The following is a 12,842-nucleotide window of genomic DNA, read 5'->3' as shown; positions in this document are numbered from 1 at the left end:
TCCGCTCGGAGCCCGGCCCGTCCTCCTCGCGCCGCGCGAAGCGTGGCGCGAGGAGGACGGGGTCCTCGCTCAGACCGCCCGGGTGTAGTGCCCGGCCTGCAGGACTCCCCGCGGGTCATAGGTGCGGGTCACCTCGGCCAGCCGGGCGAGTGTCTCCGGGGTGTAGCAGCGGCGCGCCGAGGCGGCGTCGTGCGGGAGCCCGAAGTTCGGCCACACCCCGCCGGTGGCCCAGTCGGCCAGCTCCGCGAAGAGCCGGTCGGCGTGGGCCAACGCGGCGGCGGCCGCGTCGGCGTCCGAAGCGATCCCGACGGCGAGCACGCTGAACCGGGCGTCGCGGTGGTCGAAGGAGTCCGGATACCGAGGTTCCCGGGCGTAGGCCCCGCCCAGGTGCCGCACCTCGACCAGGTCCTGCGGCGACCCCGACCCCGGGCCGGCGACGGCGAACAGCCGCTCGGCGGCCTCGGCGGGGAACGCGCTCAGCAGGATCGCCGGGTCGGTGACCGGCATGGGGTCGACCGGGTCGGCGTGCACGTGGTCGATCTCGGCATAGGGCCGCAGCATCGCGTCGTCGAGGATGACCGGCGCCAGGGCGCGGATCTCGTCGAGCAGCCGCTTCCCCTCGGCCGGGTCCCCGGTCCACGTCAGGCGCACGCCGAGGGTCATCCGCCCGGCCAGCGGCGGCGGGACGTCGGGCAGCGGCGGCAGCTGGAAGATCACGAAGGACGTCGTCCCCTCCTCCGGCAGCGCGTCGGCCCAGCCGCGCCAGTGGTCGACCACGGCGGCGGCGTCGGCGCCGTCGAAGTAGACCGCCCCGCCGTAGAACTCCGGCAGCCGGATCAGGTCGAACTCGACCGCGGTGACGATGCCGGCCGCGCCTTTGCCGCCGCGCAGCGCCGCGAACAGGTCCGGGTAGGACGTCGGCGTGACCCGGCGGAACTTGGCGTCGCCGGTGACCACGTCGAAGGCGCGCACCCGGTCGGCGGCCAGGCCGAAGGTGCGGGCCAGCGGGCCGACGCCGCCGCCGGTGGTGTAGCCGACGATGCCGACGTCGGTGGTCGAGCCGTTGAGCGCGGCCAGCCCGTGGGGCGCCGCCGCGGCGACCAGGCCCGACCACTTCACGCCGGCGCCGACCCGCGCCCAGCCCTCGGGGTGCACGGTGACCTCGTCCAGTCCACGGGTGGCGATCAGCAGGTGCCCGGCCAGCGCGGACTCCGCGCCGTGCCCGGTGGCCTGCACGCCCGCGGTGAGCCCGTGCTCCCCGGCGAACCGGACGGCGGCGACCACGTCGGCGGCCGTGCGGGCCTCGACGACCGCGGCCGGGCGCATCGGCACGGCCAGGTTCCACGGGGTGACCAGGGCGTCGTAGCCGGGGTCACCCGGGAGGTGCACGGCGCCGGTCAGCCGGGTGGCCAGCTCGTCGTAGGCGGCGCCGGTGGTGGCGGCGGTGATGGCAGTGGTGTCCAGGATGGCGGTCACGGTGTCCTCCGGAGGTCCGGGACGTCGGTGCGACGTCGCTGGACAGACGGTGGGCCCGGGGCCTTGACGCGGGGTTGAGCGCCACCTGAGCGGGGACCTTGAGATCCGCTTGACGCGGTCAGGCCGGGTGCGGGCTGACGAACAGTCCGGCCGGGTCGGCGGCCCGGCGGATGGCCGACAGCCGCGCGTGCACGCCCGGGGGGAAGACCTTGCGGGTGTCGGTGCGCTCGTCGAGCATCGGCAGGTAGGAGGCCCCGGTGGCCCAGGGGTCGAGCGCGGTGAGGAACCGGGCGGCCGCCTCCCGCTGCCGCGGCCAGTCGTCCGGGCCACCCTCCAGCCCGAGGCCGAGCGCCAGGAACGCGCCGTCGAGGGAGTCCAGCGCGCCGCCGGCTGGGTCGGGCCGACCCAGCGCACCACCCAGCTGGCGCAGCTCCGCGGCGGCCAGACCGCGGTCGGCGCCGGGCCCCACGGCCGCGAGGACCGCGGCGACGGCGTCGTCGGGCAGTCCGCTGACGAGGCTGCTGCTGGCGTAGGCCGGGGTGGGCCCCTCGGGGTCCAGGTGCAGCCGGACCAGCGAGGCGGCGGGGACCCGGGTGACGGTGTCGACCTCCGGCGCCAGGGCGCGCAGCGGCGCGAGGACCGCCGCGGCCGCGGCGTCGTCCCCGAGGACGGCGCCGTCGACGATGGCCAGCCGCCGGCCGCGCAGCGGGGCGGGGACCACCTCGGCGGCCGGCACGTCCAGCACCCGGAATGCGGTGGTCGCGGCGTCGGGCGCACCGGCGCACCACTCCACCCACGCCGGCAGCACCCGCTCGACGTGCGCGGCGTCCCACGCCAGCAGGCCCGCGACCACCGTCTCGAGGGGGAACAGCGAGAACTCCAGAGCGGTCACCACACCGAGCGGGGCCGCACCGCCTCGGGCCGCCCAGAACAGGTCGGCGTCCCGGTCGGCGGTGGCGCGCACGCAGGTGCCGTCGGCGAGCACCATCTCGACCGCCGTCACCGCGTTGCACTGCAGGCCCAGGGCGCGGGCGTACCAGCCGATGCCGCCGCCGAGGCTGTAGCCGACGACCCCGACGTCAGGGGAGGACGGGTGCCGGGCGGCCAGCCCGGCCCGCCCGGCGGCGACGGCCAGGTCGCCCCAGAGCACCCCGGCCCCCACCCGAGCCGTGCCCCGCTCGGCATCGACGGACAGCTCGGTCATCGCCGCGGTGCGCAGCAGGACGGCCTCGGCGAGGTGGCCCTGCAGGGGCGGCGCGCCGTGCCCCGTGCCCTGCGGCGCCACGGACAGGCCGGCCGCAGCAGCCGCACGCAGCACCTGGGCCACCTCCTCGGGGAACGCCGGGTAGGCGACCGCCGCCGGGGAGTCGCACATCTGCAGGTTCCACGGTGACCGGGCCAGGTCGTAGGCGGGGTCGCCGGGCAGGTGCACCGACCCGCCGCACAGCCCGCGCAGCGAGCGCGCGCGGGAATCGGGCGCCGTGCTGGCCTGCTGCGTGGTCACCGGTCGCCTCCCGTCAGCGCTGTCCCACGATCCGCCGGTGGACTTGAGAAGAACCTGAGACGGCTCCCGTCGGCGGCCTCGAGGACGCCGTGCACGGTGCCGGGCTCCAGGAACAGCCTCTCGGCGATCTCCCGGGCGCCCAGGCCGGTGGCCGCGAGGTCGAGGATCCGCCGCTCCGTGGCCGAGACCCGGTGGCACTCCGCCGGCGTCTCGTCCGGCAGCCCACGGGCGGCCAGCGCGGCCCGCACCCGGTCGGCGAGCCCGGCGGCGCCGGTCGCGGCCGCACCCTCGGCAGCGGCCCGCAGCAACGGCCGGGCCTCCTCGTCGGGCAGCTCCGGACGGCTGGCCAGCGCGCAACGGGCTCGTGCGAGATCGACGGTGGCGGTCGTGGTCTCCAGCAGCCCGACGGCCGCCCGCAGGTCGGGCAGGGCCGCCGCGCCGCGCAGCCGGCCCAGCAGCGACAGCCCGGCGCCCAGGGGGCCGGGGGCGCCCCACTCGCGCAGCCGCCGCACCTCCTCCTCCACCAGGGTGACCGCCTCGGCGGGGCGGCCGAGCCCGGCGAGGGCCAGCGCGCCGGTGCTGCGCCAGGGATGCCACACGGGATTGGGCACCGGCACCGGGGCGGGGATCCGGACGACGGCGGCCAGCGCCTCCTCGAACCGGCCCTCGGCCACCAGCAGCCGGGCGACCGCGTGCTCCAGCAGCCGCCCGCCCTCACCCGGATGCGGCGCGGCCAGGCCGGCGTCGGCGGCGCGCCGGGCGGCGGACGGGTCACCGCGGTCGAGGTGGCAGGCCACGGCGAACGCGCAGGTGTAGGAGTTCCCGATCCTCCCGTCGCCCCAGATCCGGCCCTGGTCGGAGGCGACGCGGAGCGACGCGAGGGCCTCGTCCAGTTCGCCGCGTCGCCACCGCCAGAACCCCTCCCACAGGTTGACCGCGTGCACCGCGAACACCGAGCCACGGCGGTGGGCGAACGCCCGCGCCCGCTGCCAGAAGTCCCCGATGTCGTCATCCGCGACGATCCGGGTGACGGCGGCCGCCACCCACAGCAGCCCGTTGTCGACCTCCCACAGCCGGTCGCCGTCGAGCGCGGCGCGGGCCAGCGCGACGGCCCGCCCGCGGTCGCGCCCCTGGAGCATCGCCTCGAAGCCCACCGTGGCCGCCAGCATGCGCGAGCCGTCGCCGTCGCCGCTCGGCTCCGGTCGATGCGGGCCGCGCCAGGTCGCCGGGTCGACCCCGTGCATGAAGCCGCTGGTCCGCTCCAGCGCCAGCAGCGCCTGCCGGCAGTCGTCGAGCTCCGGCGGGACCGCCGCGCGAGCCTCCCGGGCGAAGGCGGTGGCCACGCCGGGCGCCGCGGCGAAGGTCTGCACGTGGGCGACGAGGACGGCGAGCTGCGCCCGTTCCCGAGGGTCGTCGAGCAGCGCGAGGGCCTGCTGCAGGTGCTCGATGCTGCCGACGCCGTCGACGCGGGACTCCACCGCGCCGAGCTCGACGAGGACCGCGGCCCGCAGGTCGGGCGGTGGCGGTTCCGCCAGCGCGCGCCGCAACAGGGTCACCGCGCTGTCCGAGGCGCCGCGGTCGGCGGCGCCCCGCGCAGCCCGCCGCAGCACCTCCACGGTCATCCGCTCCCCGCGGGGCGGGGCCAGCAGCAGGTGGGCGGCGACCTGCTCGTCACCGGCGCCGGTCGCGGCGAGCAGCCGGGCGGCCTCCTCGTGCCGCAGGCCGCGTTCGGCCGCCGGCAGATCGTGGTGGACGGCGTCGCGGACCAGGGGGTGCACGAACGCCGGCGGATCCTCGTCGGTCACCACCTCCACCCGCGCCAGCACCGCGAGAGCGGCGGCGGTGCGCTCCTCGGACGTCCCGGCCAGGGCCGCGAGCACCGGCAGCGGCGCGCCGTCGCCGAGCACCGCGGCAGCACGTGCCACGGCACGCACCTCCTCGGGCAGCCGCCGCAGCCGCAGCACGACCATGCTGGAGACCGCCCGGGAGCCGATCGCCACGACGGTGTCGGCGTGCGCCGCGTCGGGCCGGACCCCCTCGACCTCGAGCCCGCGCAGCAACTGCCGCAGCAGCAACGGGTTCCCCGAGGTGGTCCTCTCGACGGCGCGGGCGAACAGCGGGGAGACCGGCCCGGGCAGCCGCTGCTCGATCAGGGCGCCGATCCCCTCCGGTGACAGCGGCGCGGGACGCAGCACGGTCGTCGCCGGATCGAGGGCCAGTTCGGCCAGCAGCGCGTCCTCCCCGGCCTGCTCGCCGGTGCGCACGGTGCCGGCCACCAGGACCGGGACGGCATCCATCCGCCGGACCAGGTAGGTCAAGGCGCGCAGCGAGGCGTCGTCGCACCACTGCAGGTCATCGAGGGCGAGCACGAGCGGGCCGGTCGCGGCCAGGTTCACCGCCAGCCAGTAGAGCCCGTGCAGCACCGCGAACGAGCCGTCGGGGCACTCGCCGGGCGCGAGGTCGAACACCGCGCCGGCCGGCGCGGCCGCGCGGGCCAGCAGTTCCTCCCGGCGCCCCGCATCGGCGAGCTCGGGCTCGAACAGCTGCCGGACGGCCCCGAACCCGAACGACCGCTCCAGGGGGCTGCCGCGCGCGGCGAGCACCCGGATCGAGCGCTCGGCGGCCAGCCGGCGGGCCTCGGCGAGCAAGCGGCTCTTGCCGATGCCGGCCGGTCCCTCGACGAGCAGTACCCCCGGCCGCCCGTCGGCGAGGTCGTCGAGGGCCGCGCGGATGGCGGCCAGCTCGCGGTCGCGCTCGGCGAGTTCCTCGGCCCCCGGCGGGGCAGATCTCGGGACGTCGTCCGGCGCGGGCCGGGGCGCGGGAGCGGGCGGTGCCGGGGTAGGCGCTGCAGGGGTGGGCGCTGCGGCACCGAACGCTGCACGGGCGGGTGGGCCCAGCGCCGGGGACTGGGCCAGGACGTCGTCCTCCAGCGCGCGCAGCGCCGGGCCGGGGTCGACGCCGAGCTCCTCGGCGAGCACGGCCCGGGCCCGGCGCAGTGCGGCGAGGGCGTCGGCCTGCCGGCCGACCCGGTAGAGGGCGAGCGCCAGCAGCCGCCACCGCTCCTCGCGCAGCGGCTCCTCGGCGACCAGCGCCTCGAGGTCGGGCACGAGGATCCCCGCCCCGCCCAGCTCGAGCCGGGCCGCGGCCAGCTGCTCGCGGGCAGTGGCCCGCAGGTCGGTCAGGCGAGCGATCTCGGGCTGCGCCCAGCCGGCGTCCGCGTACTCGGCCAGGGCCGGGCCGTGCCACAGGCCCAGCGCCTCCTCGAGCAGCGGCACCGCCGCCAGCGCGGACGCCCCCGCGGCCTCCTGCAGCAACTGCTCGAACCGCCAGGCGTCGACCGCGTCGGCAGGCAGTCGGACCGCGTAACCCGGCCGTTCCCGGACGATGACCGCCGAGCGGGCGCGCGCCGCGCTGCCCGGCTCGAGTCGCCGGCGCAGGTGCGAGACGTAGGACTGGAGCGCGGCGGGGGTGTCCACCGGCGGCCGGTCCGGCCACACCGACGCGGCGAGCCGGCCTGCGGGCACGGTCTCCCCGCGGGCCAGCAGCAGCACGGCGAGCACAGCGCGCTGCCGGGGACCGCCCAGGTCGAGGGGCTCACCGTCGCAGGTGGCGGCGAGCTGGCCCAGGAGGCTGATCCGCAGTCGCTCGGCCCCACTCACCACCCCTCCTCGCCGACGCGAACGTAGAGGAGCGGGCACGTCCAGGGACAGGGCTGCTCGTCCGGGTCAGCGGCGGCGCGCACAGGTGCGAGTCGGCCGCCGGTTCTCAGCGGCCGGCGGCCGACCGGCGCTCGATGCGGGCGGCAATCCTGGCCCGGGTCCGCTCGGGCAGCGTGGGGACCGCCGGCGCCAGTTCGGGCAGGCGGTCCTTCTCGGTGGTGTAGGCGCGGAACGCCGTCCCCACCGTGACGCCGTGACCGGGGCGGTCGAGCACCTCGACGACGTCACCGGCACCCAGGTGTCCCGGCTCGAGGACGCGCAGGTAGGCGCCGGGCGCGCCGCGGTCGGTGAAGCGCCGGACCAGCCGCGGCACACCCCAGAAGCGCTCGAAGTTGGCACACGGGATGCGGCAGTCGGTGACCTGCAGCAGCGCGGTGCCGATCCGCCAGCGCTCCCCCAGCACCGCGCCGGTCAGGTCGAGGCCGCTGGTGCGCAGGTTCTCGCCGAATCGGCCCGGTGGCAGGTCGCGGTCGAGCTCAGCGGCCCACCAGTCGGCGTCCTCCTGGGCGTAGGCGTAGACCGCCTGCCCCTCGCCGCCGTGGTAGCGCCGGTTGACCTGGACGTCGCCGTCCAGGCCGAGCGGGTGGACGGCGACCCGGCCGGCCACCGGGCGCTTGTCGATGCCGGTGCGCGTCGGCTTGCGATGGGGGACGGCCGGGAGGTCGGTGCCGGACACGCAGACGGCCTCGAGCCGCCCCGTCACTTCTTGGAGGCGGTGGACTCGTTGGTGGAGAGCGCGGCGACGAAGGCCTCCTGGGGGACCTCGACGCGACCCACCATCTTCATCCGCTTCTTGCCCTCCTTCTGCTTCTCCAGCAGCTTCCGCTTGCGGGTGATGTCACCGCCGTAGCACTTGGCGAGGACGTCCTTACGGATGGCGCGCACCGTCTCGCGGGCGATGACCCGGGAGCCGACGGCGGCCTGGATGGGCACCTCGAACTGCTGACGCGGGATGAGCTCGCGCAGCTTGCCGGCCATCATCACGCCGTAGCTGTAGGCCTTGTCCTTGTGCACGATCGCGCTGAACGCGTCGACGGCCTCGCCCTGCAGCAGGATGTCGACCTTCACCAGGCTCGACTCCTGCTCGCCGGCCTCCTGGTAGTCGAGCGAGGCGTAGCCGCGGGTGCGCGACTTCAGCGCATCGAAGAAGTCGAAGATGATCTCCCCGAGGGGCAGCGTGTAGCGCAGCTCGACCCGGGACTCGCTCAGGTAGTCCATGCCGCCGAGCTGCCCGCGCCGGCTCTGGCACAGCTCCATGATGGCGCCGGTGTAGTCGCTGGGCGCGATGATCGTGGCGTTGACGATCGGCTCGTAGACGGTGTCGATCTTGCCCTCGGGCCAGTCGCTCGGATTGGTCACGGTGACCTCCGAGCGGTCCTCCATCACGACCCGGTAGACGACGTTCGGAGCGGTGGAGATGAGGCTGATGCCGGCCTCGCGCTCCAGCCGCTCGCGGACGATCTCCAGGTGCAGCAGGCCGAGGAAGCCGACCCGGAACCCGAAGCCCAGCGCCGCGGAGGTCTCCGGCTCGTAGGTGAGGGCGGCGTCGTTGAGCAGGAGCTTGTCCAGCGCCTCGCGCAGCAGCGGGTAGTCGCTGCCGTCGATCGGGTAGAGGCCGGAGTAGACCATCGGCTTGGGGTCGCTGTAGCCCCCGATCGGCTCGGCCGCCGGCTTGTGCTGCAGCGTGACGGTGTCGCCGACGCGGGACTGCCGCACGTCCTTCACACCGGTGATGAAGTACCCCACCTCGCCGACGCCGAGGCTCTCGACCGGCTTGGGTTCCGGCGAGATGACGCCGATCTCCAGCAGCTCGTGGGTGGCGCCGGTGGACATCATCTTGATCCGCTCGCGGGCGGAGATCCGGCCGTCGACGACCCGGACGTAGGTGATGACGCCGCGGTAGATGTCGTAGACCGAGTCGAAGATCATCGCCCGGGCGGGTGACCCGGCCTCGCCCTCCGGCGGCGGGATCTGCGCGACGATCGCGTCGAGCAGGGCGGGCACGCCCTCGCCGGTCTTGCCGCTGACCCTGAGCACGTCGGCGGGGTCGCAGCCGATGATGTGCGCGATCTCCGCCGCGTACTTCTCCGGCTGGGCCGCCGGCAGGTCGATCTTGTTGAGTACCGGGATGATCGTGAGGTCGTTCTCCAGCGCCAGGTACAGGTTCGCCAAGGTCTGGGCCTCGATGCCCTGAGCGGCGTCGACCAGCAGCACGGCACCCTCGCAGGCGGCCAGCGAGCGGGACACCTCGTAGGTGAAGTCGACGTGACCTGGCGTGTCGATCATGTCGAGCACGTACTCGGTGCCGTCGACGGACCAGGGCAGCCGCACGTTCTGCGCCTTGATCGTGATGCCGCGTTCGCGCTCGATGTCCATGCGGTCGAGGTACTGGGCGCGCATCTGCCGTGCCTCGATGATCCCGGTGACCTCGAGCATCCGGTCGGCCAGCGTCGACTTGCCGTGGTCGATGTGGGCGATGATGCAGAAGTTCCGGATGCGGGCCGGGTCGGTGGCAGCGGGAGTCGTCACAGTGCTGCCCATCGTCCCATGCCCGGCCGGGGTGGCGAGCGCCTTCCCGGCAGCGCGCCGCCGGGCCGGGTCTGCGGCGTCCACCACGTGGTGTGGGAGCGACCCGTCGGCGCTGGTATCTTGATAGGCCGGTCCGTGATCGCAGGCTGCCGAGCCCGTGTCCGGACGCACTGTCAGACTCCCTCCAGCGAGACACCGAGGCTCACGCGTGGCGAACATCAAGTCCCAGATGAAGCGGATCAAGACCAACGAGAAGGCGCGGCAGCGCAACGTCGCGGTCAAGTCCGCGCTGAAGACGGCCGTGCGGCGGGTCCGCACCGCCACCGAGGCCGGGGACGCCGCCGCCGCGGCCACCGCCCTGCAGGCCGCCTCCAAGCAGCTGGACAAGGCCGCCAGCAAGGGCATCATCCACAAGAACCAGGCCGCCAACCGCAAGTCGGGTCTGGCCAAGCAGGTCGCCGGCCTCCAGGGCTGACCGAACGCCTCGACGAGCCCCCCTCCCGCCCCGGCGGGAGGGGGGCTCGTCGTTTCCGGGACGGATCGGTCAGCGGCGGCCGGCGGTGGCTGCCCGGATGCCGACGATCCGGCGCACCGCCCGCTCCAGCGCGTAGTCGGCGCTGGCGGCGGCGCCCTTGACGTCGGCGTTGAGCTCCGCGGTCACCGCGACGGCCCGCTGGAGCCCGTCGATGGACCAGCCGCGGGCGTGCCGCAGCCCGTCCTCGGCCTTGCGCTTGGGCCACTTGAAGGTCCGCATGAGCTCGCCGGACGAGCGGACGTTGACCGCCTTGGCCCGGGCCGCGGTCCGGACGGCCTCGGCCAGCGCGTCGGCGATCAGGACGTGCGGCACACCGCCCTCCAGCGCCCACCGCAGGACCTCGACGGAGCCGGCGCCGTCCCCCGACATCGCCCGGTCCGCCACGGCGAACCCGTTGGCCTCGGCCTGCCCCCGGTGGAACCGCGCGACCGCGTCGGCGTCGATGCTGCCCTCGAAGTCGCTCACCAGCTGGCTCGCCGCCGAGGACAGTTCCCGCAGGTCGTTGCCGACGGCCTCGACCAGGGCCGTGACCGCGTCGGGCGTGATGCGCCCGCCGGCCCGCCGGACCTCGTTGCGGACGAACCCGCCGAGCTCGTTCGGCCAGACCTTGGGGCACTCGTCGACGGCCGCGCCGGCGGAGCGGAAGGCCTTCACCAGGGCCTCGTTGCGCTTGCCCCCGTGGTGCACGACCACGAGCGTGAGGTCGGGGTCCGGGTCCTTCGCGTACCCGGTGAGGGCCTCGCACAGCGCCCCGGCCGCCTCGTGGACCCCGGTGACCACCACGAGCCGGTGACCGCCGAACAGGGAGGGAGCCAGCACGTCGGCCAGCTCCCCCACCGGGAGACCTGCCGCGACGAGCTCGTGCATCTCCACGTCGGGGTGGCGGGCGTGCACCGCGGCGCGGACCGCGGACACCGCGCGGGCGCGCAGCAGCTCCTCCTCCCCCACCACGACCCGCAGGTGCGACGTCGGGGGCGGGGGTGGTGCGGGCACACCGGCATCGTGTCACGGGCTGCCGACGGTCCCGCCGCGCCGCGAGGGCTCCGGCCGGCTGCGGCGCGAGCGGCCCGTGGAGGTCCGCCGCCGGCGCCGCGACGGCGTCGCCGGAGCGTCCGCGGGGCACCACCGCCCAGCGCTCGCCCGTTCCCGTCACCGCGACGTCTCCGGAGCGGTCGGTCCGGTAGACCCGCATCCCGTCACGGGCCAGCCAGTCGAGGAGCCGTCGCGCGGGATGGCCGTAGGTGTTGCCGGCGCCGACGGACACGATGGCCACCCGGGCGCCGCTGGCAGCCAGGAAGCCCGGATCGTTGTCGGCGCTGCCGTGGTGCGGCACCTTGAGCACGTCGGCCCGCAGGTCGACTCCTCGCCGCATCAGCCGCTGCTCGGCCTGCGCGCTGAGGTCCCCGGTCAGCAGCACGCGGACGCCCCGGACGGTCACCCGGGCCACCACGGACAGGTCGTTGGGCTCGGCGCCCCGCGTGGCGATCTCGGGGGCCGGGGCCAGGATCTCGACCGTGGCCGCGCCGACCCTCCGCCGGTCCCCGGGGACGAGGACCTCGCGGCGCGCACCGGCCCGTCCAACCGTCCGCTCGAGCATCTCGGCGCGGTCGTCGGCCGGAGACAGGGTCCCGGTCGCGATGACGCCGACGTCGCGTCCCCCGAGCGCGCCGGCCAGCCCACCGGCGTGGTCGGCGTCCAGGTGGGAGAGCAGGACCAGTGGCAGCCGGTCGATGCCCAGCCGGTCGAGGCAACCGTCGACGGCGCCGACGTCCGGCCCCGCGTCGACGAGCAGCCCCTCCCCGGGAGCGGTGGGGACCACCAGGGCGTCGCCCTGGCCCACGTCGCAGGCCACGAGCACCGCACCGGCCGGCGGCCAGCCCCGCGTCACCTGGCGCAGCGGCCAGCCGACGAGCACGAGGCCGACGACGAGCGCGAGCGCCAGCCCGCGCAGCCGGTGCCACCGCCACAGCGCCAGACCGCCGCCGAGCACGAGGACGGTGAGGACGACGGCTCCGCGGACGCCGGCCGGCCAGCCCACGGCGGCGTCGGGGACGGCGGCCGCGGACCGGGCGAGGAGCACCAGCCACCGGACCGGCCACCCCGCCAGCCAGGTCAGGCCGTCGGCGAGCAGCGGGGCGACGGGGCCGAGGACCGCCGCGAGCAGGCCGAGGACGGTCGCCGGCGCGACGGCCGGGGCCGCGAGCAGGTTGGCCGGCAGGGACACCAGGCTGACCACCCCCGAGAAGCCGGCGATCAGAGGGGCGGTCGCCAGGCCGGCGGCGGCGCTCACCGCCACGGCGTCGGCGAGCAGCCGGGGCCAGCGGTGGGCGCGCAGCCGGCGCGACCACCTCGGTGCCAGCAGCACGATCGCGCCGGTGGCGGCCACGGAGAGGGCGAAGCCGACGTCCCGGGCCAGCCGCGGGTCCGCCACCAGCAGGACCACGACCGTCCCGCACAGCGCCGGCACGGCTGCTCGGGAGCGGCCCGAGGCCAGCGCGAGGAGCGAGACGGCCCCCATCCCGGCCGCCCGCAGCACGCTGGCGGTCGGCCGGGCCAGCAGGACGAAGCCCAGCAGCGCGAGGACGGCCACGGCGGCCTGCACGCGGCGGTCGACCGCCCGGCGGCGGAGCGGCGCCAGGACCCCGGCGAGCACGATCGCCACGTTCGCCCCGGACACGGCGGTCAGGTGCGACAGACCGGCGCGCCGGAAGTCCTCGCCGAGCGCCGGATCCATGCCGCTGGTGTCCCCCACCACGAGCCCCGGCAGGAGTCCTGCCGCGGCCTGCTCGAGCACCCGGGCCGCGGAGGCGGTCAGGCCCGCCCGGATACCGCCGGCGGCCCGCTGGCTCCAGGGCGGCTCGCCGATCAGCTCGGGCGGCCCGCGCGCGGACACCCGTGCGACGACGCCGTCGGCCGCGTCGCCCGGGCCGAGGACGGCGCGGATGCGCACGACCTGCCCGGGGAGCAGGCCGGTCCAGCCCTCCGCCTCGGCGAAGACGACCACCCGGTCGTCGAGCGGCACGCTCACCCCGCCCCCGGGTGACAGTCGCGTCGCCGTCGCCTCGACGGCGACCCGCGG

At 76.2% G+C, this 12,842-nt stretch carries 7 protein-coding genes and 1 pseudogene; 1 reads left to right on the top strand and 7 read right to left on the bottom strand.

Annotation, left to right across the window (positions count from 1 at the left end; translation table 11 throughout):
• Positions 1 to 69: 69 nt before the first annotated feature.
• The 5 genes from ACK586_RS03090 to lepA all read right to left on the bottom strand — a co-directional run bounded on the left by ACK586_RS03090 (position 70) and on the right by lepA (position 9,228).
• On the bottom strand, positions 70 to 1,476 hold the full coding sequence (locus ACK586_RS03090) for an FAD-binding oxidoreductase (RefSeq protein ID WP_409328983.1): 1,407 nt from the start codon (positions 1,474 to 1,476) through the stop codon (positions 70 to 72).
• Positions 1,477 to 1,594: 118 nt separating this feature from the next.
• Positions 1,595 to 2,980 carry an FAD-binding oxidoreductase gene (locus ACK586_RS03085; protein WP_409328982.1) on the bottom strand — a complete coding sequence of 462 codons (1,386 nt, stop codon included), beginning with the start codon at positions 2,978 to 2,980 and terminating at the stop codon, positions 1,595 to 1,597.
• A complete protein-coding gene (locus tag ACK586_RS03080) occupies positions 2,977 to 6,639 on the bottom strand; it encodes an ATP-binding protein (protein WP_409328981.1) in 3,663 nt (1,220 codons plus the stop codon). The genes ACK586_RS03085 and ACK586_RS03080 overlap by 4 nt, the downstream gene beginning before the upstream one ends.
• A gap of 106 nt (positions 6,640 to 6,745) precedes the next feature.
• Positions 6,746 to 7,375: an MOSC domain-containing protein gene (locus tag ACK586_RS03075; RefSeq protein ID WP_409328980.1), complete on the bottom strand. Its 630-nt coding sequence runs from the start codon at positions 7,373 to 7,375 to the stop codon at positions 6,746 to 6,748.
• A 23-nt stretch (positions 7,376 to 7,398) separates the two neighbouring features.
• Positions 7,399 to 9,228, bottom strand: a complete 1,830-nt coding sequence (gene lepA, locus ACK586_RS03070; RefSeq protein ID WP_425330362.1) for a translation elongation factor 4 — start codon at positions 9,226 to 9,228, stop codon at positions 7,399 to 7,401.
• 208 nt (positions 9,229 to 9,436) lie between these two features.
• Between lepA and rpsT the strand changes: the two genes are divergently transcribed.
• Positions 9,437 to 9,703 (top strand): 30S ribosomal protein S20, encoded by a 267-nt coding sequence (gene rpsT / locus ACK586_RS03065; RefSeq protein ID WP_409328978.1) that lies wholly within the window; start codon positions 9,437 to 9,439, stop codon positions 9,701 to 9,703.
• A gap of 69 nt (positions 9,704 to 9,772) precedes the next feature.
• On the opposite strand, the gene holA is transcribed toward rpsT, so the two are convergent.
• Positions 9,773 to 10,756, bottom strand: a complete 984-nt coding sequence (gene holA / locus ACK586_RS03060; protein ID WP_409328977.1) for a DNA polymerase III subunit delta — start codon at positions 10,754 to 10,756, stop codon at positions 9,773 to 9,775.
• Positions 10,757 to 11,132: 376 nt separating this feature from the next.
• Positions 11,133 to 12,497 (bottom strand): annotated as a pseudogene (locus ACK586_RS03055) (ComEC/Rec2 family competence protein); the annotation flags it as partial.
• Positions 12,498 to 12,842 lie beyond the last annotated feature (345 nt).

The sequence above is a fragment of the Trujillonella humicola genome, assembly GCF_046233715.1.
Lineage (GTDB): Bacteria > Actinomycetota > Actinomycetes > Mycobacteriales > Geodermatophilaceae > Trujillonella > Trujillonella humicola.
This window is presented reverse-complemented; position numbering and strand designations above follow the sequence as displayed.